This is a genomic window from Mesorhizobium montanum, assembly GCF_033977145.1.
Classification (GTDB): domain Bacteria; phylum Pseudomonadota; class Alphaproteobacteria; order Rhizobiales; family Rhizobiaceae; genus Mesorhizobium; species Mesorhizobium montanum.
Genome location: NZ_JAVIJF010000019.1, coordinates 26,509 through 51,355, shown reverse-complemented (window position 1 = coordinate 51,355; position 24,847 = coordinate 26,509). Strand labels below are relative to the sequence as shown.

Sequence of the window (24,847 nt, the reverse complement as noted above, 5' to 3'; positions counted from 1 at the left end):
CCGGCAGACAGCTAGGCCAGAATGTTCACGGCCCGCGCGGCCACCAGCGCGATTGTCAGCAGCGAGATCATCGCTTCGGCCATCATCAGGAGCTTCGCGCGCTGCGTGAGCGGCAAGGTGTCGGTCGGCGAGAACGCCGTGGCATTGGTGAAGGCCAGGAAGACATAGTCGACGAAGCCCGGCAGCCAGCCCTGTATCTCGCGATCGGGCAACGTCATTTGCGGGAAAAGGAAGTCCGCCTGCGCGCGCTTGACCAGGCCACAGGTAGGCGGGCCGCCGCGGTCGGTGCTCCAGAACCAAAGCGCGAAGACGATCACGTTGGTGACCCAGATGTTGAGCGCGTCGACGAGTAGCGTCGTGCCGGCCCCCGCATGCCCTTCGAGCAGCGCCCGCACCAGCAGGACCAGCGATCCGCAATTCATGATGCTGATGACGCCGGTCATCACCAGCGCTGTGCGGCGGATCAGAACGCGAAACCGGCCGATCGTATACCAGTGCTCGTGGTCGACCGCCTTGCGTGTCGCCATTTGCGTCCAGGCCGTCGCGACCGACAAGGGTACCAGCAGCGCCGCCTCGACCGTCGGAGCCAGCCAGCGCGGCCCGAAGGACAGGTTGTTGATGACCAGAAGCTGCAGGCAGATGATGACGAGAACCGCCGCGCGTGCCGACCAGAAGTCGAGTGCGCGGTGGTGGATGATGGCATGCTCGTGACGCGTGGCGGGACCTGGATGGATGACAGGGTCCGGACGGTCGGCCGGGCCGACAAGGGCGAGCCGGTGACGACCATCGCCCGGACGGTTGAGCGCACACGGCGGCAATTCCATCGCAATCTTGGTTTTACAATGTTGCGCAAGCATACATTTTCGTAAGCTTTTGCTATCGGACTGTTCAGAAATCCACCGGTGTGATTTTAGGCCCGTATGTCGAGAACCAGCGAATCCGTTCATCTTTGGCCGGCGGCGGCCACGGCGGACGGCAATCTGTCTTCCATCTGGAACGGCCTGGTCCTGCACCCATGGCGGTTGCTGGCGCTTTTGTGCCTGACCCAGATCATCTGCTGGACCGTCATGCCGGCGCTCGTCAACGTGGGGCCGCCGCACGATGTTCTCGAGGGCTTCATGTGGGGTCGCGAATGGGTCCTGTTGACCTACAAGCATCCGCAACTTCCATGCTGGCTGCTCGAGATCAGCCATCTTCTGACCGGCTCGTTCCGATGGCCGCAATATCTGCTGTCGCAACTGACGGTCTCGACCACCTTCGTCCTGGTTTATCTGCTTGCCCGCGACATGATGGGGCCGACCCGGGCCATAGCTGCCGTCTTGCTGATGCCGTCGATCTACTTCTTCGGCTGGCCGACCCCGCAATTCAACCACGACTACGCGCAGATGCCTTTCTGGGCAGGGATATGCTGGCTGTTGTGGCGCTCGGCGCGCGACGGAAGGCCAGGGTGGTGGCTTGCCCTGGGGCTTGTCTGCGGCGTCGGGCTCTACGCCAAATTCTCCACCGCCTTGCTGCTGTCGTTCGGCGGCGTTTGGATCTTGTACGATGCCCGCGCGCGAAGCCGGCTCGCCACGCCCTGGCCTTGGCTCGGCCTTGCGGTCTTTCTCGCCGTTGTCACGCCATTGGCCCTGGCGCTTTACCGCATGGACTTCCTGCCCCTCACCTATGCCGCGAATCGAGACGAATGGGTGCTGGCCCATCGCGCCCGCCTCTATTACATCGGCGTCCAGCTTGCCGGTTTGTCCGGCTTGCTCATCGTTCTTGGCTTGTCCGGACTTTTGCGACGCCGATCCTCGCCCGAAAAATTGGCCTCGCCGCAGCATCCGGCGCCCGAGCCGGGCGCGGTCATCTATCTCATGTGGATGGGCCTCGGTCCGGCGCTGCTGATCATGGCCGCTTCGCTGTTTACAGGCACGGGCGAGGCCTGGGGCGCGACAATGTACAATCTCGTCGGCGCCGTAGCCGTTGCTCTGCTTGGCCGGCGGATCGGAACCGCGGAGCTTCGCAAGCTGGCGATCCTCGCGCTGATATGCATTGTCGGCGTATCCAGCGCCTATGCGGCCGTCCGCTGGACAGGCTGCAACGTCCGTGGCCGCCTGCAGCCCTTCTGCTGGCCGGCGCGATCGATTTCGGACACGGCCGAGGCCATCTGGCACGAGCAGGTGCCCGGGCGGCTGGCCATCGTCGGCGGCGAGGACGGGGTGGCCATGCTCGCCGGACTGAATGCCCAGGACCAGCCGTCGGTCTTTACGAACCTCGACAGGCGGCTCGCCCCCTGGATCACGGACCGGCGCCTGCGCGAACAGGGCATGCTGCTGGTCTGGCTACGTGGCATGCCGCCCCCCTCGCAGTTGCGTGCCTGGGCCGGTGACCTGCCGGTCAAGACCGTGCTTTTCAACTGGTCGCTCAATGCGCGGCCGATGGCGGTGAATTTTGTCGTCATCCCGCCCGGGAGAAAAGACGTGCCAGGCGATCCGCCCGGCCCTCCTAACCCTGAATGACGGGGGCGAGACCCGCCCGATCGACCCAAAAAAGGCGCCGGATTTTCCGGCGCCCTGATCGCGGCGATTGGCTGCCGGAAGTCCTCAGGCGTTGGCGGCCTGTTTGTGCTGGACAGGATGGCTCTTCTTGAGCAGATCCGAGACCAGGAAGGCGAGCTCGATCGCCTGGTCGGCGTTGAGGCGCGGATCGCAATGGGTATGATAGCGGTCCTGCAAATCTTCCGCGGTAATCGCGCGGGCGCCGCCGGTGCATTCGGTGACGTTCTTGCCGGTCATCTCGACATGGATGCCGCCCGGATGCGTGCCTTCGGCACGATGCACCTCGAAGAAGGTCTGCACTTCCTTGAGGATACGGTCGAACGGCCGCGTCTTGTAGCCGGCCGCCTCGATCGTGTTGCCATGCATCGGGTCGGACGACCAGACAACACTGCGGCCTTCCTTCTTCACCGCCCGCACCAGCTTCGGCAGGTGGTCGGCAACCTTGTCGGAGCCGAAGCGGGCGATCAGCGTCAGCCGGCCCGGCTCGTTCTCGGGATTGAGCAGGTCGATTAGCTCCAAGAGGCCGTCCGGCGTCAGCGACGGCCCGCATTTCAGGCCGAGCGGATTCTTGATGCCGCGGCAATATTCGATATGCGCATGGTCCGGCTGGCGGGTGCGGTCGCCGATCCAGATCATATGGCCCGAGGTCGCGTACCAGTCGCCCGAGGTCGAGTCGACGCGGGTCAGCGCCTCTTCATAGCCGAGCAGCAGGGCTTCGTGGCTGGTGTAGAAATCCGTCTCGCGCAGGGCGAAATTGGTTTCCGACGTGATGCCCACCGCGCGCATGAAATCCATCGTCTCGGTGATGCGGTTGGCGAGCGCACCGTATTTCTCGCCCTGCGGACTGTCGGCAACGAAGCCCAGCATCCAGCGGTGCACGTTCTCGAGGCTGGCATAGCCGCCCTGGGCGAAGGCGCGCAGAAGATTGAGCGTCGCGGCCGACTGGCGGTAGGCCATCTCCTGGCGGGCGGGATCCGGAATGCGCGACTTGGCATCGAACTCGATGCCGTTGATGATGTCGCCGCGATAGCTCGGCAACGTCACGCCGGCCTTGGTCTCGTTATCGGACGAGCGCGGCTTGGCGAACTGGCCGGCGACGCGGCCGACCTTCACCACCGGCTGGGCGCCGGCGAAGGTGAGCACCACCGACATCTGCAGGAAGACGCGGAAGAAGTCGCGGATGTTGTCGGCGCCGTGCTCGGCAAAGCTCTCGGCGCAGTCACCGCCCTGGAGCAGGAAGGCCTCGCCGGCGGCGACCGCGGCCAGCTGCTTTTTCAGCTTGCGCGCCTCGCCGGCAAAAACCAGCGGCGGAAAGGTGGCAAGTTGGGCTTCCGTGACCTTGAGCGCCACAGGATCCGGATAGGCCGGGACCTGCTTGATCGGCTTTGCTCTCCACGAATTCGGCGACCATTTCGTCATCGCTGCACCCAAACGCCCTTTCGGAGCAACTCCTGGGAAAACTGTCGAATTTCCATCGGAATTGCGTCAAACAAACCAGCGAACGTCCTTGTCCGCCATTCCTGCCTCGATACGAGGTCGCGGCTCCTTACACGAAGCCGATTACCTATTCTAGCCGGGTTTTTCAGCGGTGGCGAATGGTCCTATCGGCTCGCTATGCCCGCGTCCGCCATCGCCAGACAAAATAGGCCCAGTCCCAGCAACAGACAGGAAGGGCTGTAGAGCAAGCTGTCATATCTGCCGAAACGGGTGTTCCTGACGCGTTTGAACAGCCCGAAATATCTCGACCAGCTCAATGCCCGTAGGGTGAATATGAGCGCCCACAAGATGAGACCGATCTTCAGCAGCCTGCGCGGTATCGGCAATTGGATCAGGCCGGCGAAACCAAGAAGGAGCAGCAGAACCAGCACCAGAACCACCCCAACTGCCAAGGCGCCGGCGGCCGTCTCCTTCACCGCCGGACTGCCGTCCTCGCGTTGAGGCAGCGAAACGCCGGCGCCGGTGCGGCCGCCCAAACCCCAATAGACGTGAAACCCGGCCCCAAGCAGCAGCACGGCCGAGCAGGCAGCGACAATAGCCGTTTCCATGCCTATCTGCCCGCCTCGTTCAGGCGCCTCAGTTGGCGCCCGAGACCGCCCGTCAAGTCGAGCGCAAGCATGCGAAGCAGGGCAATGGCACTCCACAAAGGCCGTTCCGCGTAAGGTTTGTTGCTGTTGTGCTCAAGCAAAGGATGCGTGAACAGCGCGGCAAGGTAGAAGACGGGGATGATGACCAGAAAGGCCCACCAGACCACAAGGAAGGATGTCGCGACGCCGACGATCGGCGCAAAGAAAAGGCCGAGGTAATGGATAAAGCGAGTAGAAAGCTTTGAATGGCCGGCAAGGTAGCCGAGCCAGTATTCATCGAAGGTTTGCGGGTTCACGGATTTTCCCTACAGCGATGACTTCCAGAGGCAATTGAACCCATTGCACAAAAATACTGCAATAGCCCCAATCGTCGCAGGTCTTGCAACGCCTCAGATCTTTGCGGGCAGGTTACTATTTCCTTGCAAGGGCGCCGGCTGCTGCAACCGGCGCCCAACGCAGTTCGTGCACTTACGCGGCCTTGTCGACCAGCCGGGCCAGTTGCGTCATCACCACGGCCGATCCTGCCAGGCGCTTTTCGGCATTCGGCCAATCGCGCATGAAGACCACGCTGTGGTCGGCCCTGATCTTGGCCTGCGAGCCCTGCTCGCCGATGAATTTGACCAGCCCGACCGGATTGGGGAACTCGCGCTTGCGGAAGTGGACGACGACGCCCTTGGGACCGGCGTCGAGCTTCTCGACATTGGCCTTGCGGCAGAGCGCCTTGATGAAGACGATCTTCAACAGATGTGTCACTTCCTCGGGCAGCGGCCCGAAGCGGTCGATCAGTTCGGCGCCGAAGCCGTCGATCTCCTCGGTGTTTTCGAGGTCCCCAAGCCGGCGGTAAAGCGCCATGCGGAGTTGCAGGTCAGGCACATAGCTTTCGGGGATCATCACGGCTGTGCCGACGGCGATCTGCGGCGACCAGCCGCCATCCTGCGCCTCGCCCGTATCCTTCACTTCGGCCACCGCCTCCTCCAGCATCTGCTGGTAGAGCTCGAAGCCGACCTCCTTGATGTGGCCCGACTGCTCTTCGCCCAGAAGATTGCCGGCGCCGCGGATATCGAGATCGTGGCTGGCAAGCTGGAAGCCGGCGCCCAGCGTGTCGAGCGACTGCAGCACCTTCAGCCGGCGCTCGGCCGTATCGGTCAGCTTGCGGTTGGCCGGCAGCGTGAACAGCGCATAGGCACGCACCTTCGAGCGGCCGACGCGGCCGCGCAGCTGGTAGAGCTGGGCCAGGCCGAACATGTCGGCGCGATGGATGATCAACGTGTTTGCAGTCGGAATGTCGAGGCCGGATTCGACGATGGTGGTCGATAAAAGCACATCGTACTGGCCGTCGTAGAAGGCGTTCATGATGTCGTCGAGCTCACCCGGCGGCATCTGGCCATGCGCCACCGCGACCTTCAGCTCCGGCACGGATTCCCGAAGGAAATCATGGATTTCGGCCAGGTCACTGATGCGCGGCACGACATAGAAGGAATGGCCGCCGCGATAGCGCTCGCGCAGCAGCGTCTCGCGGATGACCAGCGGATCGAAGGGCGAGATGAACGTGCGCACCGCCATGCGGTCGACCGGCGGCGTGGCGATCAGCGACAGTTCCCGCACGCCGGTGAGCGCCAGCTGCAGCGTGCGTGGGATCGGTGTCGCCGACAGCGTCAGCACATGCACGTCGGACTTGAGATCCTTCAGGCGCTCCTTGTGCTTGACGCCGAAATGCTGCTCCTCGTCGATGATCAGCAGGCCGAGACGCTTGAACGTGATGGAGCTGCCGAGCAGCGCGTGCGTGCCGACGACGATGTCGACAGTGCCCTCCGCAATGCCCTTCTTGGTCTCGGCTAGCTCCTTGGCGCCAACCAGGCGCGAGGCCTGCGCGATGCGGATCGGCAGACCGGAAAAGCGCTGCGAGAAGGTCTTGAAATGCTGGCGCGACAGCAAGGTGGTCGGCACGACGATCGCGACCTGAAAGCCTTCCATCGCCGCGATGAAGGCGGCGCGCAATGCCACTTCCGTCTTGCCGAAGCCGACATCGCCGCACACCAGCCGGTCCATCGGCTTGCCGGCGCCGAGATCGTCCATGACGGAATCGATCGCCGTCTGCTGGTCGTCCGTCTCCTCGTAAGGAAACCGCGCGGCAAACTCGCCATAGATTCCTTCGGCGGGAATCATGGTTGGCGCAGAACGCATCTGTCGCTCGGCGGCGATGCGGATCAACTGCCCGGCCATGTCGAGCAGGCGCCGCTTCAGCCTCGCCTTGCGCGCTTGCCAGGCGCCGCCGCCGAGCTTGTCGAGCGTCGCTTCGGCGGAATCCGACCCGTAGCGCGACAGAAGCTCGATGTTCTCCACCGGCAGGAACAGCCGGTCGTCGCCGGCATAGTGGATTTCGAGACAATCATGCGGCGCACCCACGGCTTCAATGGTGCGTAGGCCGATGAAACGGCCGATGCCGTGATCGGCATGGACGACGATGTCGCCGGAAGACAGCGATGAAGCCTCGGCGATGAAATCGGAAGCCTTCTTCTTGCGCTTCGAACGCCGGATCAGCCTGTCGCCGAGAATATCCTGTTCGGCGACCACGACCATGTTGTCGGTCTCGAAACCGGATTCGAGCGGCAGCACGGCAAGACCCGCCTGCCCCGGCTCGAGCTTTTCGACCTCGGCAAGTGTCGCGACCGGCTTCAGATTGCCAAGATGATGCTCGGCCAGAATCTGGCCGAGGCGGTCGAGCGAGCCTTCCGTCCAGCCGGCGACGATCACCCGGCGACGCGCGGCGCGCTCGTCGGCAATGTGCCTTACGACGACATCGAAGACATTGATGTTCGGGTCGGCGCGTTCCTCGGCGAAGCTGCGGCCGGGCCGCGAGCCGGCGTGAAAAACCTTCTTGGCCCCGACATCGGGCGCATCGAAGACCGTGAAATCGATGTCTTCGCGCGGTCCGAGCGAGGATTTGAGATTCTCCGGTGAGAGATAAAGCAGGTCAGGCGCCACGGGCTTGTAAGGCACGGCGTCCTTGAGCGCGCTGTCGGCCTGCTTGCGGCGCGCCTCGTAGTGGTCGAGGATCAACGTGTGGCGCTCTGCCAGGGCTTCATGCGCCAGATGGTCGAAGACGACGGGCGCATCCGGCAGATAGTCGAAGACTGTCTCCAGCCGTTCGTAGAAGAACGGCAGCCAATGCTCCATGCCGGCGAAGCGCCGTCCCTCGCTGACCGCCGCATAGAGCGCATCGTCGCGCGACGGCGCGCCGAAGGCCTCGATGTAGGAGCGGCGGAAGCGGCTGATTGTCTCCGGCGTCAGCGCCACCTCGCTCATCGCCTGCAGCGACATCGACTTGCGCTGCCCGGTGGTGCGCTGGGTCGCCACGTCGAAGACGCGGATCGATTCCAGCGTGTCGCCGAAGAAGTCGAGACGCAGCGCCTCGCTCCATCCCGGTGCGAACAGATCGAGGATGCCACCGCGCACCGCGAACTCGCCGAGGCCGCGCACCGTCGGCACCCGCTCGAAGCCGGAAATCTCCAGCCGCGCGATCAGCGCGTTCATATCGATCTGGTTGCCAGGTCTGGCGTGAAAAGTCTGCGCCTCGATCAGCTCGGCCGGCGGAATGCGCTGCAACAGCGCATTGGCGGTGGTGAGGACTACGGCGCGATGCGGCTTCCTGGCCAGCGCGATCATGGCGGAAAGCGCGTCGAGCCGCCGCGCCGCGGCATCGGCGCCAGGTGAAACGCGGTCGTAAGGCAGGCAGTCCCACGCCGGCAGCTCCAGCACCGGCAGGCCGGGCGCCGCAAAGGCAAGCGCTTCGATGATCGCCGGCAAGCGCTGGCCGTCGCGCGCCACGAACAGCACCGGCTTGTCCGGCGCGATCTCGTGGGCCGTCCGCACCAGCGCGAAGGCTTCGTAGCCGTCGGCGACGCCGTCGACGATGAACTGGCCGGCGCGGCCCTTGGGCAGGCCGATGGAAGGAATGAGGCTCATGGATATGCTTGCTTCAAAATGTCATGGTTCGCCGCGACGCCAGGATCTTCTGCAGCACCGCGCAATCGACATCGGGCGGAACCGGGCGCTCGCCGGTGACCATCAAGAAAAATTCGGTGTCGGGAATTTCGAGAAGTCTTTCATATTGGTCGATTTCGTCGCCGGTCAAGGCGCCGATCTCGGCATCGGCGAAGGAACCCAGGATCAGGTCCATCTCGCGCATGCCGCGATGCCAGGAGCGAAACAGAAGCTTGCGGCGGCGGGCGTCGAGCCCCTCGCTTGATCGCTGTGTTCCGGTCATGGCGCCGCATCCCTGTTCAAAGCGGCGCATATAGCGTGGATAGAGGCCGGTGTCAGCCTTGCGCTGCCGCCGTCGCGACATAAGCTGACACGATGCGCCCTTCCATCCTCGATCCTTTGTTCATCCCGATTACCTCGCTTGCCGGCGTCGGCCCGAAAGTTGGCTTGCTGATCGAGCGGATCGTGCCGGTCGATCTTGGCGATCGCGCCGCGCGCGCCGCCGACCTACTGTTCGTGCTGCCCAACACCGTGATCGATCGCCGCAATCGGCCCGGCATCGCGCTGTCGGCCGAGGGCCAGATCGTCACCCTGGAAGTGCGGGTCGACCGCCATCAGCCGCCACCGCGTGGCAACAGGTCGGTGCCATATCGGGTTTACGCCCATGACGACACCGGCGAGGTCGCGCTGACCTTCTTCCATGCCCACGCCGCCTATCTGCAGAAGATGCTGCCGGAAGACGAGCATGTGGTGATTTCTGGCCGCATGGAATGGTTCAACGGCCGCCCCACCATGGTCCATCCGGACCACATCGCGCCCATCGACGAGGCCGAGGGGCTGCCGCTGGTCGAACCGGTCTATCCGCTGACCGCCGGCCTGTCGGCCAAGGTGCTGCGCCGCGCCATCGGACAGGCGCTGGCCCGCCTGCCGGAACTGCCTGAGTGGCAGGACGACGCCTTCATGCGCCGCCATACCTTCCCGCCCTTCGGCGACGCGCTTGCCCGCATCCACCATCCGCAGGACCCGATCGACATTGCCGTCGATGGATCGGCCTGGCGACGCCTTGCCTATGACGAATTGCTGGCCGGTCAGGTGTCGCTGGCGCTGGTGCGGGCAAAAATTCGCCGGCTGTCGGGGCGGCCCCTGGTCGGCGATGGCAGCATCGTCGAGAAGCTGCGCGCCGCTCTGCACTACAAGCTCACGCCCTCACAAGAATTCGCGCTTGGCGAAATCAACGCCGATCTCGCCGATCCCGAACGCATGCTGCGCCTGCTGCAGGGCGATGTCGGCTCCGGCAAGACGGTGGTGGCGCTGCTGGCCATGGCGCGCGCGGTCGAGGCCGGCGGCCAGGCGGCGCTGATGGCGCCGACCGAAATCCTGGCGCGCCAGCATCTGGCGACCATCGCGCCGCTGGCGGAGAAAATCGGCCTGCGCCTCGCCATTCTGACAGGGCGCGAAAAGGGGCGCGAGCGCGCCGAAACGCTGGAAGGTCTCGCCAGCGGCGCGATCGACATCGTCGTCGGCACGCATGCGCTGTTCCAGGAAACGGTGACATTCCATGACCTTGTGCTCGCCGTCGTCGACGAGCAGCACCGCTTCGGCGTCCACCAGCGGCTCGCCATCACCGCCAAGGGCGACGCGCCCGACATGCTGGTGATGACGGCCACCCCGATCCCACGCACGCTGGTGCTGACCGCCTTCGGCGACATGGACGTCTCGAAACTGACCGAGAAACCGGCCGGCCGGCAGCCGATCCGCACCGTGACCTTGCCGATGGAACGGCTGGACGAACTGGTCGGGCGCATGCGCGATGCGGTTGCCGAAGGCCAGAAAATCTATTGGATCTGCCCGCTGGTCGAGGAATCCGAAGAGATCAAGCTGATGTCGGCGGAGGACCGTTTCGCCTCGCTGAAACCGCTCTTCGGTGACCGGATCGGGCTTGTGCACGGGCGCATGAAAGGCCCCGAGAAAGACGAGGCGATGCGCGCCTTCAAGCAGGGCGAGACGCGTATCCTGATCGCCACCACAGTCATCGAGGTGGGCGTCGACGTGCCGGATGCGACCATCATGGTCATCGAGCATGCCGAACGTTTCGGCCTTGCCCAACTGCACCAGCTGCGCGGCCGCGTCGGTCGCGGCGACAAGCCGTCATCCTGCGTGCTGCTCTACAAGGACCCGCTCGGCGAGACCGCAAAGCGCCGACTTTCGGTGATGCGCGAGACCGAGGACGGCTTCCGCATCGCCGAGGAGGACCTGAAGCTGCGCGGCGAAGGCGAGTTGCTGGGCACCCGCCAGTCCGGCACGCCCGGCTTTCAGGTGGCGCGCCTCGAGTTTCATGCCGACCTGCTCGAAGCCGCGCGCGACGACGCGCGGCTGATCCTGTCGCGCGATCCGGAGCTGCAGTCCGAGCGCGGCGAGGCGCTGCGTCTGCTGCTTTACCTGTTCGGCCGCGACGAAGCGGTGCGGCTGCTCCGCGCAGGCTGAGCGGCGCCCAGGGCCGGATTGGCGAGCGGTCCTTCAAGGTGCTCGCCATTCAGCGTCACCAGCTTGGCTTTGATCTCCGGCGCCACCATGCCGGCGGAGACAATCAGCTTGGCGCCGTCCTCGATCGACATGTCGAGCGGCACGATCTCGGATTTGTGCACATACATCAGAAAGCCCGTGGTCGGGTTCGGCGTGCAGGGCATGAACACCGCGATCAGCGGATCGTCTTCCTGGTCGAGCTTCTGGTTGATCTCGGTCTCCTTCTCGCTGGCGACGAAGACCAGCGACCAGACGCCCTTGCGCGGATATTCGACCAGCCCGACCTGGCGGAACATGTCGCCCTTGTTCGACAGCACCGTCTCGAAAATCTGCTTCAGCGAGCCGTAGATGCCGCGCACCAGCGGCATGCGGCCAAGCAGCCGCTCGCCGAAATTGACGATGGCGCGGCCGACGATGTTGGCCGTCATGAAGCCGATGAAGGTGATGAGCACCAGAGCGACGATCAACCCGAAGCCGGGAACCGGAAACGGCAGATAGGTGTCGGGGTTGTACCGGGCCGGAATGTATGGCTTCACCCAGGAATCGACCCAGCCGATGAAGGACCAGCCGATATAGGCGGTGATCGCCAGTGGTGCGCAGACGATAAAGCCAGTCAGGAAATAGTTCCTGAGCCGGGTCATGCCTGAAGTCTTCGGGGCGTCGGACATGGGGTCACCGCGGCGCAGATTGCGACGCAACATTAGTGAACCGCGAGCCGGTTTGGAACTGCGAAGTTTTTAAAGAACGATCGTCATGCGGCTGCGTCCAGCGGTACGATCTTCTCGAGTTCCGCCGCTATTTTCCTCGCTTCGATCTCCAACTCGTAGGTCTTCTGGAAGTTCATCCAGAACTCGGGCGTGGTGTTGAAGAACCTGGCGAGACGAAGCGCCGTATCGGGAGTGAGACCAACCTCCTCCTTCACGATGCGCTCGATCCGAGTGCGAGGAAGATTGAGTTTCTTTGCAAGCGCCCCGGCACTCATGCCGAGCGGCACAAGATACTCCTCGCGCAGGAATTCTCCGGGGTGTATGGGGCGTGCGAACTTGAGCATAGCTCAGTATCCTCAAAAGGTTGGGGCGACTGCCCACTCAATGATAATCGACGATCTCCACGTCTTCAGCGCCAGCAGCGGTCCATCTGAAGCAGATGCGCCACTGATCGTTGATGCGTATCGAATGCTGCCCGGCACGATCTGCTTTCAACGTCTCAAGGTGATTTCCTGGCGGTGACCGAAGGTCGTTCAATTGGACGGCATTGTCGATTGCCCGAAGCCGGCGCTCGGCACGGCCGACCAAATCGGATGGAAATCCTTTTGGCGCCCTCCCCGCGGCCACCGCTTCCACCGTCTTGCCTTTGAACGAGACGATCAACGGCTTTCCCCCACGTTTTGTATCATACCTTGATACAAAATCAGGGGCAAGAGGCCTGTATCACTGATTGATACGGTCCGGCGTGGCGCCAGATGTCGCCTTACTCGACCGTCACCGATTTCGCCAGGTTGCGCGGCTGGTCGACGTCGGTGCCCATGAACACGGCGGTGAAATAGGCGAGCATCTGGATCGGCAACGCGTAGATGATCGGCGAGATGATCTCCGGCACATCGGGCAGGATGATCGTCTCCATCGTCTTGACGCCCGCCTGGGCCGCTCCTTTTGCGTCCGTGATCAGGATGATCTTGCCGCCGCGCGCCGCCACCTCCTGCATGTTGGACACGGTCTTTTCGAAGATGCGGTCATGCGGCGCGATCACGATCACCGGCATTTTTTCGTCGATCAGCGCGATCGGTCCGTGCTTCAGCTCGCCGCCGGCATAGCCCTCGGCATGGATGTAGGAGATTTCCTTGAGCTTCAGCGCGCCTTCCATGGCCAAAGGGAAATTGGTGTCGCGGCCGAGATAGAGCACGTCCTTGTAGCGGGAGAGCTCACGCGAGATGCGCTCGATCTGCTCGTCGAGCTTCAGCACCTGCGTCGCATAGCGCGGCGCTTCGGAAAGCTCGCGCACCAGCCGCCGTTCCTCGTCGCGCGAGATGGTGCCGCGCGCCACGCCGGCGCGCACAGCGAGCGAGGCCAGCACCGACAGCTGGCAAGTGAAAGCCTTGGTCGAGGCGACGCCGATCTCGGGCCCGGCAAGCGTCGGCAGCACGACGTCGGACTCGCGCGCCATGGTCGATTCGCGCACATTGACGACCGCGCCGATCTTCATGCCGGCCTTGCGGCAGTAGCGCAGCGAGGCGAGCGTGTCGGCGGTCTCTCCCGACTGCGAGATGAACAAAGCCGCATCGTTGGCAGACAGCGGCATCTCGCGGTAGCGGAATTCCGAAGCGACATCGATATCGACCGGCAGCCGCGCATAGCGCTCGAACCAGTATTTGCTGATCAGCCCGGCGAGATAGGCGGTGCCGCAGGCCGAGAGCGCCAGCCGGCCGATCTTGGCGAACTCGAACGGCAGGTCGAGCGGCTTCGACACACCGGAGACGAAATCCACGTAGCGGGCCAGCGTGTGCGAGATCACCTCCGGCTGCTCATGGATTTCCTTTTCCATGAAATGCCGGCGGTTGCCCTTGTCGACCATGAAGCTGGTCGAGAGCGACTGCTGGCGCTTGCGGCTGACTTTCTTGCCATCGATGTCGTAGATCGCGACGCCATTGCGGCGCACGACCGCCCAGTCGCCATCCTCGAGATAGGTGATTGAATTCGTGAAGGGCGCCAGCGCAATCGCATCGGAACCCAGGAACATTTCGCCCTCGCCGTGGCCGACGGCCAAAGGCGGACCGTTGCGGGCGCCGACGATCAGGTCCTCGTCGCCGTTGAACATGATTGCCAGCGCAAAGGCACCCGAGAGCCGCTTCAGCGCCGCATGCGCGGCTTCCACCGGCTTCAACCCCTTGGCCAGTTCGCGCGCCACCAGATGCGCGACGACCTCGGTGTCGGTCTGCGAGGAGAAGGTGTAGCCGTCGCGGGTGAGTTCGTCGCGCAGTTCGGCGAAATTCTCGATGATGCCATTGTGGACGATGGCGACGCCGTTGGAAAAATGCGGATGCGCGTTGGTTTCGTTGGGCACGCCATGCGTCGCCCAGCGCGTATGGCCGATGCCGATCGTGCCGTCGAGCGGCTCCTCCTTCAGCCGGCGTTCGAGGTTGACCAGCTTGCCTTCGGCGCGGCGGCGCCCAAGCTCGCCCTTCTCGATGGTCGCGACACCGGCAGAGTCATAGCCGCGGTATTCCAGCCGCTTCAGTGCATCGACAATGAGCGGCGCGACTTGGCTCCGGCCGACAATTCCGACGATACCGCACATGGCCGTTTGCCCCGATTTTTGTCACGGAAACCCAGCGCTATCTAAGGATTGCCGGGCCGCCGCGGAAGTCACTTTGCGTTTCGTTCCGTATCACCGGAAACAGTCGATGGTGCATGCACCATGCCATACCGTTCTTGCAATCCGATTATTGCAATTGCTCGGTTTTTCGCTTCTGAGTTTCGGATTATCGGATCGGGTCAGGATCGAAGGATGAACAATAGCCAAGTCACCGTGACGCTGTGGCGGCCAGTCGGGCCGCGGGAGCTGAAGCTGATCGAGGCAGCGGGGATGCGGGAGTTTCCGCCCCGACTGCCCGAGCAGCCGATCTTCTATCCGGTTCTTTCCGAAGCCTATGCAGTCCAGATCGCCCGCGACTGGAACGTGCCGGCGAGCGGCTCCGGCTTCGTAACGCGGTTCGAGGTTCAAAAGAGCTTTCTCGACCGCTATCGGGTCGAGCATGCCGGCAGCAGGGCGCATCTCGAATACTGGATACCCGCCGAGGATTTGCCCGCCTTCAATAAGGCGATCGTCGGCAGGATCGAGGTAACGGCTTCGTTCGGCAACACCGTCGAAGACACCGTTTGAGGATTATTCCGCCGCTTTCTTCCTCGCCGCGGCGGCCGAGGCAAAGCGCTCGCGCAGCTCCTTGCCCTTGCCGGGGATCGTCTTCTGGCGGGCGCGGCCGAAGGCGAGCGCGTCGTCGGGCACGCTTTCGGTGATCACGCTGCCGGAAGCGATATACCCGCCCTTGCCGATCGTGACCGGCGCCACCAGCGAGGAATTCGAGCCGACGAAGACGCCCTCGCCGATATCGGTGAAGAATTTCGAGTAACCGTCGTAATTGCAGGTGATGGTGCCGGCGCCGATGTTGGCACCGGCGCCGACACGCGCGTCGCCGATATAGGTCAGGTGATTGACCTTGGCGCCTTCCTCGATCGTCGCCTGCTTGACCTCGCAGAAATTGCCGACCTTGGCCTTTTGTTTCAGATCGGCGCCCGGACGCAGCCGCGCGAACGGCCCGACATCGCAATTCGAGGCGATCGTCGCGCCCTCGATATGGCTGAAAGCGTGGATCTTGGCGCCCGCCGCGATCCTGACGCCCGGCCCGAACCAGACATTCGGCTCGACGACCGTATCGGCGCCGATTTCGGTGTCGTGCGAGAAATAGACGGTCTCGGGCGCGATCAGCGTCACGCCTGCAAGCATCGCCTCGCGCCGCCGGCGCGTTTGCCAGATCGCTTCCGCCTCGGCGAGCTCGGCCCGGTTGTTGATGCCGAGCGCGTTCTCGAAGCTTGCTTCCGTCGCCACCACATCGAGGCCTTCCGCGTCGGCGATCTCGACGATGTCGGTGAGATAAAACTCGCCCTTGGCGTTCTTGTTGCCGACCTTGTCGAGCAGTTGCAGCGCGTGCTTGCCAGCCACCGCCATCATGCCGGCGTTACAGAAGCCGATCTTCTTTTCGTCTTCGGAGCAGTCCTTCTCCTCGCGGATGGCGACGAGACGGCCGTCCTTTTCGATCAAACGGCCATAGCCGACCGGGCTCGGCGGGCGGAAACCAATGACCGCGACGGCGGCACCCTCCGCCAGTTTCTGTCGCGCGCTGGCCAGCGCTTGCGCGTCGATCAGCGGCGTGTCGCCGAACATCACCAGGACATCGTCATAACCCTTTGATATCGCTTGGCGAGCGGCGAGCACGGCATGCGCGGTGCCGAGCCGCTTCTCCTGCACGAAAGTCTGAGCCTTCGGCGCGAATTTCTGTGCCGCCTTGCGCATTTCCTCAGTGCCATGCCCGATCACCAGCGCCAGACCCGTGGCCCCAGCCGCTTCGGCGGCCTTCACGACGTGAGCGACCATCGGCAGGCCGGCAATGGCGTGCAGCACCTTGGGCATCGCGCTTTTCATGCGCGTGCCCTCCCCGGCGGCGAGGATGACGGACAGGCAGGATCTCTGGCTCATGGATGGGCAACCGTATGAAATGGTTTGAATCAACGCATGTTAGCAGCGCAGGCCATGCTGCACCAATGCGGTTAAATTCCGGTGAGATGGTTCCGGTGAGATGGTGGAGCAGCTGACTCTTGATCAGCGGGTCTATGAGGAGAATCGCCTCTACAACAGCCCGTGCTTCTTGAACACCGCCTGCTCGTCGCCGGTGATCCAGCCAAACACTTTCAGGCTGCCGTCGCGCCGTTCGACGAGATAATCGACCTCGAAATCGATGGTCACATTTTCATTGTTCTTGCGCTCATACTCGCCCGACCATTGCACCTTGGCCACGCAATGGTCCTGGTCGATAGCCGTCACCGAGACATCCTTGCAGGTCATCGTCTTGCTGCCCATCGCCCGATAGGCTTCAAAACCCTTCCTCATCATATCTTGAAATTGCTTGCCGTTCTCGCCGGCCATAACGCCGGCCGGCGTGACCGAGACAAATCCGGTCGAATACATCGCTCCAAAATTGTCCATGTCGACATTGCCGTCGACAGCGTCGTTGTAGACCTTCCCATAGGCCTTGAAGAACTTCTGAACATCGGCTTTGTCTATCACGATCGCCTCGCCGCCTTTTGCCATCGATCGCCGCGCTTGCGCACGGATAACGCCGGCCTTCAAGCGTCGTTCCGGATTGAAGCTTCAGCCCAGCCGTCCCAGCACCGGGAAATTCTCCAGCAGCCAGTAGGACGCACTCTGCACCCCGCCGGTCAGGAAGAACACACCTGCCACCACCAGCAGCGCGCCGATCGCCTTCTCGACGCGGCCGAGATGAACGCGGAATTTTCCCAGGAAACGCATGAAGGCGCCGGAAAACAGCGCCGCGATCAGGAACGGAATGCCGAGGCCGAGCGAATAGGCGGCAAGCAGCAGTGCGCCCTCGCCCACTGTCTCGCGCCCGCCGGCCAAAGTCAGGATCGGCCCCAGGACCGGACCGATGCAGGGCGTCCAGCCGAAGGCGAAAGCCAGCCCCATCACATAGGCGGCAACCATGCTGGCCGGCTTGCCCTGCGACTGGAAGCGCGCCTCGCGCGACAACAGCGGAATGCGCAGGATGCCGAGGAAGTTCAGGCCCATGATGATGATCAGAACGCCCGCCGCCATCGCCAGCGGCTCTTGCCAGATGCGCAGAAGCCTTCCAATCGTCGATGCCCCCGCGCCGAGCGCGACGAAGACGGTGGAAAAGCCGAGCACGAAGGCCAAAGAGGCATAGAGCAGCGCGCCGCGCGCGCCTTCCTTTGCCGTCACGCTTTGATTGCCGCGGAAATCGTCGACCGAAACGCCGGCCATATAGCAGAGATAGGGCGGCACCAGCGGCAGAACGCAAGGCGACAGGAACGAAATCGCCCCTGCCCCGACCGCGCTGACATAGCCGATGTCCAATGCCATTTGTTGAGCCCCGATTGTGCTGGCGCCGATATAGCGATGCGAAAGCCTCCCTGCCAATCACCATTGTGTGGCACGTCGCCGCTTGGCCCAAGGAAGAAACGGCCATCCCGATGCGTTGTCAGGATAAGCGCGCGATTGCCGCGTGCTTGTTCTCAGGGAGATTCATCATGAAAGCGATTGCGCTCGGGCTTGCCGCGTTTTTGCTCGGCACCGCCGCGTCCCATGCCGCGGAAGCATGGAAGGAAGCCGAAGTGGGCGGCACCAAGATCTACACCGATGCCAAAGGCATGACGCTTTACACCTTCGACAAGGACGAGAAGGGCAAATCCAACTGCTACGACAAATGCCCCGCCAACTGGCCGCCGCTGAAGGCCGAGGCCGGCGCCAAGGCCGATGACGAGTGGACAGTCGTCGACCGCACCGACGGCACCAAGATGTGGGCCCATGACGGCAAGCCCGTCTATACCTTCGTCAAGGACAAGAAGGCCGGCGACATGACCGGCGAAGGCGTCGCCGGCGCCTGGCACGTCGTCAAGGCTGATTGAGTTCCTCCCACCGCTGACATGCGGAAAACTGCCTGGCTGCCGGATTTGTTTTAATTTGGCAGCCGGCGATCTTTCCGGGCGCGGGCCAGCACCTCGGCACTACCTCGACTCGGCCGGCCGGCGCAGGTCGTCAGGCGCGATACGGGACGTGGACGCCTCGACCCCCAAAAAATGTGATCTTTGCCATACACTCTAAGAGTGTATCGACGATTGGCGCTTCGCAAATTGGCCGCCTCCCCTTGACCGATTGCAAAAGCGCGGCCATGTGAGCGACGAAAAGAGTGGGATTTCGTCGTGCACCGCGGAGTTCTTCCGCCACCTCCTAATTGATAAGAGACCTCATGGACGTCGTCGTCGTCGAATCGCCGGCCAAGGCGAAGACAATCAACAAATATCTCGGCAAGAACTATAAGGTCCTGGCCTCGTTCGGCCATGTCCGCGATCTGCCGGCCAAGGACGGCTCGGTGCGCCCGGACGAGGACTTCGCCATGTCCTGGTCGGTCGACACCGCGTCCGGCAAGCGCCTTGCCGACATCGCCAAGGCGGTCAAGGATGCCGACGGGCTGATCCTCGCCACCGACCCGGATCGCGAGGGCGAGGCGATTTCCTGGCATGTGCTGGAAGTCCTGAAGCAGAAGCGCGCGCTGAAGGACAAGCCGGTCAGCCGCGTCGTGTTCAACGCCATCACCAAGGCGTCGGTGCTGGATGCGATGGCCAATCCGCGCCAGATCGATGCGCCGCTCGTCGACGCCTATCTCGCCCGCCGCGCGCTCGACTATCTGGTCGGCTTCACGCTGTCGCCGGTGTTGTGGCGCAAGCTGCCGGGCGCCCGTTCGGCCGGTCGGGTGCAGTCGGTGGCGCTGCGCCTGGTCTGCGACCGCGAATCCGAGATCGAGCGCTTCATCCGCGAGGAATACTGGCAGATCGCCGCCATCCTCAACACGCCGCGCAACGACAATTTCGAGGCGCGGCTGACCGCCTTCGCCGGCAAGAAGCTGCAGAAGCTCGACATCGCCAACAAGGCGCAGGCCGACGACATCAAGGCGATGCTGGAAGGCGCTGTATTCAAGGCGCTTTCGGTCGAGGCCAAGCCGACCAAGCGCAATCCCGGACCGCCCTTCACCACCTCGACGCTGCAGCAGGCCGCCTCCTCCGGACTCGGCTTCTCGGCCACCCGCACCATGCAGGTGGCGCAAAAACTCTATGAAGGCATGGATGTCGGCGGCGAGACCGCCGGCCTTATCACCTATATGCGAACCGACGGCGTGCAGATGGCGCCGGAGGCGATCGACGCCGCCCGCGACGCGATCACCAAGGAATTCGGCCCGAAATACCTGCCGGAAAAGCCGCGTTTTTATACCACCAAGGCCAAGAATGCCCAGGAAGCGCATGAGGCGATCCGCCCGACGGATTTCATGCGCACGCCGGCTTCGGTGCGGCAATATCTCGATGCCGACCAGGCGCGGCTTTATGAACTGATCTGGAAGCGCGCCATCGCCAGCCAGATGCAGCCGGCCGAGATAGAGCGCACCACGGTCGAGATCGAGGCGGTCAATGGCGCCCGCACCGCCGAGCTGCGCGCGATCGGCTCGGTCGTCCGCTTCGACGGCTTTATCGCCGCCTATACCGACCAGAAGGACGAGGACGCGGAAGACGAGGAAAACCGCCGCCTGCCAGAGATACGCTCCGGCGAGCAGCTTGCCCGCCAGGCGATCAACGCCACCCAGCACACCACCGAGCCGCCGCCGCGCTACTCCGAGGCGTCGCTGATCAAGAAGCTGGAAGAGCTCGGCATCGGCCGACCGTCGACCTACACGGCAATCCTGAAGACGCTCGAGGATCGCGATTACGTCACCATCGACCGGCGCCGGCTGGTGCCGCAGGCCAAGGGCCGGCTGCTCTCGGCCTTCCTCGAAAGCTTCTTCGAGCGCTATGTCGAATATGACTTCACCGCATCGCTCGAGGAAAAGCTCGACGAGATTTCCGACGGCAAGCTCGCCTGGAAGGATGTGCTGCGCGACTTCTGGAAGGATTTCTCCGGCGCTGTCGACGACATCAAGGAACTGCGTGTCACCGACGTGCTCGACGCGCTCAACGAAGAACTCGCGCCGCTGGTGTTCCCGGAGCGCGAGGACGGTTCCAATCCGCGCATCTGCCCGAAATGCGGTTCAGGAAATCTCTCGCTGAAGCTCGGCAAATTCGGCGCCTTCGTCGGTTGCTCGAACTATCCGGAATGCTCCTACACCCGCCAACTCGGCGACGCCGCCAATCCCAACGGGGAGAACGGCAATGGCGAGGACGGCGTCAAGCTGCTCGGCAAGGATCCTTACACGGCCGAGGAAATCACGCTGCGCAGCGGCCGTTTCGGCCCCTATATCCAGCGCGGCGAAGGCAAGGAGGCCAAGCGCTCGAGCCTGCCCAAGGGTTGGACGCCCGACTCGATCGACCACGAGAAGGCGCTGGCGCTGCTGGCCTTGCCGCGCGATGTCGGCAAGCATCCGGAATCCGGCAAGATGATCTCGGCCGGCCTCGGACGCTACGGCCCGTTCGTGCTGCACGACGGCACCTATGCCAATCTGGAAAGCATCGAGGACGTGTTCTCGATCGGCTTGAACCGCGCCGTCTCGGTGATTGCCGAGAAGCACCAGAAGGGCAAGGGCGGCCGCAATGGCGCCACGCCGGCGGCGCTGAAGGAACTCGGCGACCATCCCGACGGCGGCGGCAAGATCGTCGTGCGCGACGGCAAATACGGGCCCTATGTCAACTACGGCAAGGTCAATGCGACTCTGCCCAAGGGCAAGGACCCGCAATCGGTGACGATGGAAGATGCGCTCGCCCTGATTGCCGAGAAGGAAGCCAAGGGCGGTGGCGGTAAAAAACCCTTCCGCCGGGCCGCAAAGAAGGGATAGCAGGACGTGGCGCGCAGGATCTCCGGAAGAAGCCACGGCGATCCGCGCAACGCCGACACGAGGGCCAAGGTCAAGGACGACTACCGGCCTTCGCGCGACGAAATCCTGCGCTACATCGCCGAAAATCCCGACCGCTCCGGCAAGCGCGAGATCGCCAAGGCCTTCGCGCTGCGCGGCGAGGACCGCATCTGGCTGAAGGACCTGTTGCGCGACCTGCAGGACGAAGGCCTGCTTAACAAGGAGCGGAAGCGCCTCACCCGCGCGGGAGCCGTGCCTCACGTCGCCGTGCTCGATATTTTCGGCCGCGACGACGATGGCATGCTTCTGGCGCATCCGAACGAATATACCGGCGCCGGTTCGCCGCCCGTCATCGCGATCCGCATCTCGCGCGGCGCCGGCGGCCCGGTGCCCGGCATCGGCGACCGCGTGCTCGCCAAGACCTTCCCGACCGACGATCCGTCAGGCCCTGCCTATACCGGGCGGGTGATGAAGATCTTCGAGAAGCGCAGCGAGGCGGTGCTCGGCATCTTCCGCGTGCTGAAGGATGGTACGTTCCGCATCGAGCCTGTCGAACGGCGCCAGCCCGAACTGATCGTCGACAAGGAATTCCAGAACGGCGCCAGGAACGGCGACCTCGTGGAGGTCGAGCCGGCACGCGCCTCGCGCTTCGGCCTGCCGCGCGCCAAGGTGCTGGCGGTGCTGGGATCCTTGAGCAGCGAGAAGGCGGTCTCGATGATCGCAATCCATGCCCACGACATTCCCCATGTGTTTCCTGCGGACGTGATTGCCGAGGCCGACGCGGTGAAGCCGGCAACGCTTGATCACCGCGAGGACTGGCGCGATCTGCCGCTGGTGACCATCGATCCGGCCGACGCCAAGGACCATGACGACGCGGTTTTCGCCATGCCGGATCCAGACGAGAAGAATCCCGGCGGCGTCATCGCCACCGTGGCGATCGCCGATGTCGCAGCTTACGTCCATTATGGCACCGCACTCGACCGCGAGGCGCTGAAGCGTGGCAATTCGGTCTATTTCCCCGATCGTGTCGTGCCGATGCTGCCCGAGCGCATCTCCAACGACCTCTGCTCGCTGCGCGAAGGCGAGGACCGGCCGGCCATCGCGGTCCGCATGACCTTTTCGGCCGAGGGTCGCAAGCTGCGCCATTCCTTCCATCGCGTCATGATGAAGTCGGCGGCCAAGCTCGCCTACCCGCAGGCGCAGGCCGCGATCGACGGCGTTCCCGACGACAAGACGCGGCCGATCCTGGATAACGTGCTGAAGCCGTTATGGGATGCTTATGCCGTGCTGAAGCGCGGCCGCAACGCCCGTCAGCCGCTGGAACTCGACCTACCCGAGCGCAAGATCCTGCTGAAATCCGACGGCACGGTCGATCGTGTCATCGTGCCGGCGCGCCTCGACGCGCATAAGCTGATCGAGGAGTTCATGATCCAGGCCAATGTCGCGGCCGCCGAGACATTGGAGGGCAAGAAGGGGGCCCTCGTCTACCGCATCCATGACGCGCCCTCGCTCGCCAAGCAGGAATCGCTGCGCGAGTTCCTGCAAACGCTCAGCCTGTCCCTGGCGCGCGGTGCGCAGATGCGGCCGAGCCAGTTCAACGGCATCCTGGAACGCGTGCGCGGCGCGGACAATGAGGCTTTGGTCAATGAGGTGGTGCTGCGCTCGCAGAGCCAGGCCGAATACTCGCCGAAGAACATCGGCCATTTCGGCCTCAATCTCAGGCGCTATGCGCATTTCACCTCGCCGATCCGCCGCTATGCCGATCTGATCGTGCACCGCGGGCTGATCGCGACACTTGGTCTCGGGCCTGGCGGTCTGACGCAACAGGAGGCGGACCGGCTGGAAGAGGTCGCCGCGCTGATCTCGGCCACGGAGCGCCGCGCCATGGCGGCCGAACGCGATACCGTCGACCGCCTGATCGCCGCCTATCTCGCCGAGCGCGTCAACGACGCATTCGACGCGCGCATCTCCGGCGTCACTAAGGCAGGACTCTTTGTCCAATTGCCGCAGTATGGAGCGGACGGCTTTATTCCGGTGTCAAGTTTGGGCGGCGATTACTATATCTACGACGAAACCGCCCGATCGCTGTTCGGGGAACGCACCGGCAAGGGCTATCAGCTTGCCGATCGCGTCGAGGTCAGACTGATTGAGGTCGCGCCGATGGCTGGCGCGATGCGTTTCGAGATGCTGACCGACCCGAAGCCCCTGCCCGGGTCGAAGCGGTCGTTCCACAAGGCCAAGGGCCGCGCCCGCGCCTCGCAATCGCGTTCGGGACCGCGCGGCAGGAGAAGATGATGCCAGGCGACTTGCAGATGGAAGAACAGGTTTTCGGTGGCGAGCATCACTCCGGCCGCGTCGCCCGTCCGCTGTGGACGGCGATGAAGCGCGGTCTGCTCGGCCGCTGCCCGCATTGCGGCAAGGGAAAGCTGTTCGGCGCCTTCGTGAAGCCCGTGGACAAGTGCGAGGTCTGCGGCGAAGAGCTTCATCACCATCGCGCGGACGACCTGCCTGCCTATCTGGTCATCGTCATTGTCGGCCACATCGTGGTTGGCGGCTTCATGGCCGTCGAGGCTACCTCGACGCTCTCGACTTGGCAGCACGCGCTGATCTGGGTGCCGCTGACCATCATTCTCGCGCTCGTGCTGTTGCAGCCGGTCAAGGGCGCCGTCATCGGCCTGCAATGGGCGCTGTATATGCACGGCTTCGGCGACGCGAAGGACGAGTTCGAGAGCCATTGATAAGCTTGGCGGCACCGCTGTCGGCCCTGGTGCAAAGGCCGCGACGCGCAAGCCACTTTCGCAGCCGAGAAGTTTCCGCTAGGTCGAGCGCATGGAAGGAATGACCAAGGCGGATGTCGACAAGCTCGATAAAGGCCTGGCCGTGCGCAGCGGCCGGGCATTGCGTCCGCGTGATGCCGCGACCCTCATTCTGCTCGATCGCAGGGACAAGGATGTTCTGGTGCTGATGGGCCGCCGTCACGCCGGTCACGCCTTCATGCCCGGAAAATTCGTTTTTCCCGGCGGCCGCACCGACCCGGCGGATAGTCGCATTTCCGTAGCCGCCCCGCTGCATCGCGAGGAAGAGACCAAGCTGGCCACTGGCCCTGGTCGTACGAACGCTACACGGGCACGCGCCATCGCTTTGTCGGCGATTCGCGAAACCTATGAGGAAGCCGGTCTGCTGATCGGACGCAAAGGCGCCTTCTCGACCTCAAAGCGCGACTGGCAGGGTTTCGTCGAACATGGCGTCATGCCATCGCTGGACGTGCTCCGCCTCATCGCCCGTGCCATCACCCCGCCCAATCGTGTGCGCCGCTTCGACACGCGTTTCTTCAGCGCCTGGCGCCACGACGTTGCCGTGGAATTGCCCGACGGCGGCCCGACCAACGAATTGGAAGAGCTCGTCTGGCTGCCGCTTGCCGAGGCGCGCAAGGCCGATATTCCCGACATTACCCGCATGATCCTGGAAGAACTGGAGACGCGGCTCGCCGACGATCCCTTGCTGCGACCGGGGCGCGCAGTGCCGTTCTTCCGGCTCATCCGAAACCGCTTCGTCCGCGAAGTCCTTTAGAAGCA

At 63.7% G+C, this 24,847-nt stretch carries 21 protein-coding genes; 8 read left to right on the top strand and 13 right to left on the bottom strand.

Annotated elements, in window-relative coordinates; translation table 11 throughout:
• Positions 1–11 precede the first annotated feature (11 nt).
• Positions 12–824, bottom strand: a complete 813-nt coding sequence (locus tag RFM68_RS24145; protein WP_320235532.1) for a hypothetical protein — start codon at positions 822–824, stop codon at positions 12–14.
• 96 nt (positions 825–920) lie between these two features.
• Between RFM68_RS24145 and RFM68_RS24140 the strand changes: the two genes are divergently transcribed.
• Positions 921–2,501, top strand: coding sequence for a glycosyltransferase family 39 protein (locus RFM68_RS24140; RefSeq protein WP_320235531.1), 1,581 nt, complete (start codon positions 921–923; stop codon positions 2,499–2,501).
• 84 nt (positions 2,502–2,585) lie between these two features.
• On the opposite strand, the gene RFM68_RS24135 is transcribed toward RFM68_RS24140, so the two are convergent.
• The 5 genes from RFM68_RS24135 to RFM68_RS24115 all read right to left on the bottom strand — a co-directional run bounded on the left by RFM68_RS24135 (position 2,586) and on the right by RFM68_RS24115 (position 8,891).
• Positions 2,586–3,959, bottom strand: coding sequence for a class II 3-deoxy-7-phosphoheptulonate synthase (locus RFM68_RS24135; protein ID WP_320235530.1), 1,374 nt, complete (start codon positions 3,957–3,959; stop codon positions 2,586–2,588).
• Between the two features lie 182 nt (positions 3,960–4,141).
• A complete protein-coding gene (locus RFM68_RS24130) occupies positions 4,142–4,585 on the bottom strand; it encodes a DUF3995 domain-containing protein (RefSeq protein WP_320235529.1) in 444 nt (147 codons plus the stop codon).
• A 2-nt stretch (positions 4,586–4,587) separates the two neighbouring features.
• The gene (locus tag RFM68_RS24125; protein WP_320235528.1) at positions 4,588–4,920 is read right to left on the bottom strand and encodes an Mpo1-like protein; all 333 of its coding nucleotides are present in this window, start codon (positions 4,918–4,920) and stop codon (positions 4,588–4,590) included.
• Between the two features lie 172 nt (positions 4,921–5,092).
• Entirely contained in the window at positions 5,093–8,590 is a 3,498-nt protein-coding gene (gene mfd / locus RFM68_RS24120) for a transcription-repair coupling factor (RefSeq protein WP_320235527.1), read from the bottom strand.
• A 13-nt stretch (positions 8,591–8,603) separates the two neighbouring features.
• Positions 8,604–8,891, bottom strand: coding sequence for an FAD assembly factor SdhE (locus RFM68_RS24115; RefSeq protein WP_320235526.1), 288 nt, complete (start codon positions 8,889–8,891; stop codon positions 8,604–8,606).
• A gap of 92 nt (positions 8,892–8,983) precedes the next feature.
• On the opposite strand from RFM68_RS24115, the gene recG reads away from it, so the two are divergent.
• Entirely contained in the window at positions 8,984–11,092 is a 2,109-nt protein-coding gene (gene recG / locus RFM68_RS24110; RefSeq protein ID WP_320235525.1) for an ATP-dependent DNA helicase RecG, read from the top strand.
• On the opposite strand, the gene RFM68_RS24105 is transcribed toward recG, so the two are convergent.
• The 4 genes from RFM68_RS24105 to glmS form a co-directional block, all read right to left on the bottom strand.
• Positions 11,044–11,799, bottom strand: a complete 756-nt coding sequence (locus RFM68_RS24105; protein ID WP_320235524.1) for a DUF502 domain-containing protein — start codon at positions 11,797–11,799, stop codon at positions 11,044–11,046. The genes recG and RFM68_RS24105 overlap by 49 nt on opposite strands.
• Before the next feature lie 83 nt (positions 11,800–11,882).
• Complete coding sequence (locus tag RFM68_RS24100; protein ID WP_320235523.1) at positions 11,883–12,182, bottom strand: HigA family addiction module antitoxin; 300 nt, start codon at positions 12,180–12,182, stop codon at positions 11,883–11,885.
• 37 nt (positions 12,183–12,219) lie between these two features.
• Complete coding sequence (locus tag RFM68_RS24095; protein ID WP_320235522.1) at positions 12,220–12,501, bottom strand: type II toxin-antitoxin system RelE/ParE family toxin; 282 nt, start codon at positions 12,499–12,501, stop codon at positions 12,220–12,222.
• 100 nt (positions 12,502–12,601) lie between these two features.
• On the bottom strand, positions 12,602–14,425 hold the full coding sequence (gene glmS, locus RFM68_RS24090; RefSeq protein ID WP_320235521.1) for a glutamine--fructose-6-phosphate transaminase (isomerizing): 1,824 nt from the start codon (positions 14,423–14,425) through the stop codon (positions 12,602–12,604).
• A 210-nt stretch (positions 14,426–14,635) separates the two neighbouring features.
• Between glmS and RFM68_RS24085 the strand changes: the two genes are divergently transcribed.
• Positions 14,636–15,010, top strand: a complete 375-nt coding sequence (locus RFM68_RS24085; protein WP_320235520.1) for an ADP-ribosylation/crystallin J1 — start codon at positions 14,636–14,638, stop codon at positions 15,008–15,010.
• A gap of 3 nt (positions 15,011–15,013) precedes the next feature.
• On the opposite strand, the gene glmU is transcribed toward RFM68_RS24085, so the two are convergent.
• From glmU to RFM68_RS24070, 3 genes are all read right to left on the bottom strand, one after another.
• Complete coding sequence (gene glmU, locus RFM68_RS24080) at positions 15,014–16,381, bottom strand: bifunctional UDP-N-acetylglucosamine diphosphorylase/glucosamine-1-phosphate N-acetyltransferase GlmU (protein WP_320235519.1); 1,368 nt, start codon at positions 16,379–16,381, stop codon at positions 15,014–15,016.
• 150 nt (positions 16,382–16,531) lie between these two features.
• Entirely contained in the window at positions 16,532–16,969 is a 438-nt protein-coding gene (locus RFM68_RS24075; protein ID WP_320235518.1) for a DUF6841 family protein, read from the bottom strand.
• Between the two features lie 84 nt (positions 16,970–17,053).
• A complete protein-coding gene (locus RFM68_RS24070; RefSeq protein ID WP_320235517.1) occupies positions 17,054–17,800 on the bottom strand; it encodes a cytochrome c biogenesis CcdA family protein in 747 nt (248 codons plus the stop codon).
• Between the two features lie 167 nt (positions 17,801–17,967).
• Here RFM68_RS24070 and RFM68_RS24065 point away from each other — a divergent pair, with 167 nt between their 5' ends.
• The 5 genes from RFM68_RS24065 (at position 17,968) to RFM68_RS24045 (ending at position 24,842) form a co-directional block, all read left to right on the top strand.
• On the top strand, positions 17,968–18,345 hold the full coding sequence (locus RFM68_RS24065) for a COG4315 family predicted lipoprotein (protein ID WP_320235516.1): 378 nt from the start codon (positions 17,968–17,970) through the stop codon (positions 18,343–18,345).
• 341 nt (positions 18,346–18,686) lie between these two features.
• A complete protein-coding gene (gene topA, locus RFM68_RS24060) occupies positions 18,687–21,254 on the top strand; it encodes a type I DNA topoisomerase (protein WP_320235515.1) in 2,568 nt (855 codons plus the stop codon).
• Between the two features lie 6 nt (positions 21,255–21,260).
• Entirely contained in the window at positions 21,261–23,567 is a 2,307-nt protein-coding gene (gene rnr, locus RFM68_RS24055; RefSeq protein WP_320235514.1) for a ribonuclease R, read from the top strand.
• On the top strand, positions 23,567–24,010 hold the full coding sequence (locus tag RFM68_RS24050) for a DUF983 domain-containing protein (protein WP_430694919.1): 444 nt from the start codon (positions 23,567–23,569) through the stop codon (positions 24,008–24,010). The genes rnr and RFM68_RS24050 overlap by 1 nt, the downstream gene beginning before the upstream one ends.
• A 91-nt stretch (positions 24,011–24,101) precedes the next feature.
• Positions 24,102–24,842: an NUDIX hydrolase gene (locus tag RFM68_RS24045; protein ID WP_320235512.1), complete on the top strand. Its 741-nt coding sequence runs from the start codon at positions 24,102–24,104 to the stop codon at positions 24,840–24,842.
• Positions 24,843–24,847: the final 5 nt, after the last annotated feature.

What these genes read in the sequence shown, in the direction of transcription:
- RFM68_RS24145 (WP_320235532.1), bottom strand. Translation starts at nt 824, where the DNA reads ATGGAATTGCCGCCGTGTGCGCTCAACCGTCCGGGCGATGGTCGTCAC.
- RFM68_RS24140 (WP_320235531.1), top strand. Translation starts at nt 921, where the DNA reads ATGTCGAGAACCAGCGAATCCGTTCATCTTTGGCCGGCGGCGGCCACG.
- RFM68_RS24135 (WP_320235530.1), bottom strand. Translation starts at nt 3,959, where the DNA reads ATGACGAAATGGTCGCCGAATTCGTGGAGAGCAAAGCCGATCAAGCAG.
- RFM68_RS24130 (WP_320235529.1), bottom strand. Translation starts at nt 4,585, where the DNA reads ATGGAAACGGCTATTGTCGCTGCCTGCTCGGCCGTGCTGCTGCTTGGG.
- mfd (WP_320235527.1), bottom strand. Translation starts at nt 8,590, where the DNA reads ATGAGCCTCATTCCTTCCATCGGCCTGCCCAAGGGCCGCGCCGGCCAG.
- RFM68_RS24115 (WP_320235526.1), bottom strand. Translation starts at nt 8,891, where the DNA reads ATGACCGGAACACAGCGATCAAGCGAGGGGCTCGACGCCCGCCGCCGC.
- recG (WP_320235525.1), top strand. Translation starts at nt 8,984, where the DNA reads ATGCGCCCTTCCATCCTCGATCCTTTGTTCATCCCGATTACCTCGCTT.
- RFM68_RS24105 (WP_320235524.1), bottom strand. Translation starts at nt 11,799, where the DNA reads ATGTCCGACGCCCCGAAGACTTCAGGCATGACCCGGCTCAGGAACTAT.
- RFM68_RS24100 (WP_320235523.1), bottom strand. Translation starts at nt 12,182, where the DNA reads ATGCTCAAGTTCGCACGCCCCATACACCCCGGAGAATTCCTGCGCGAG.
- glmS (WP_320235521.1), bottom strand. Translation starts at nt 14,425, where the DNA reads ATGTGCGGTATCGTCGGAATTGTCGGCCGGAGCCAAGTCGCGCCGCTC.
- RFM68_RS24085 (WP_320235520.1), top strand. Translation starts at nt 14,636, where the DNA reads ATGAACAATAGCCAAGTCACCGTGACGCTGTGGCGGCCAGTCGGGCCG.
- glmU (WP_320235519.1), bottom strand. Translation starts at nt 16,381, where the DNA reads ATGAGCCAGAGATCCTGCCTGTCCGTCATCCTCGCCGCCGGGGAGGGC.
- RFM68_RS24070 (WP_320235517.1), bottom strand. Translation starts at nt 17,800, where the DNA reads ATGGCATTGGACATCGGCTATGTCAGCGCGGTCGGGGCAGGGGCGATT.
- RFM68_RS24065 (WP_320235516.1), top strand. Translation starts at nt 17,968, where the DNA reads ATGAAAGCGATTGCGCTCGGGCTTGCCGCGTTTTTGCTCGGCACCGCC.
- topA (WP_320235515.1), top strand. Translation starts at nt 18,687, where the DNA reads ATGGACGTCGTCGTCGTCGAATCGCCGGCCAAGGCGAAGACAATCAAC.
- RFM68_RS24050 (WP_430694919.1), top strand. Translation starts at nt 23,567, where the DNA reads ATGCCAGGCGACTTGCAGATGGAAGAACAGGTTTTCGGTGGCGAGCAT.
- RFM68_RS24045 (WP_320235512.1), top strand. Translation starts at nt 24,102, where the DNA reads ATGGAAGGAATGACCAAGGCGGATGTCGACAAGCTCGATAAAGGCCTG.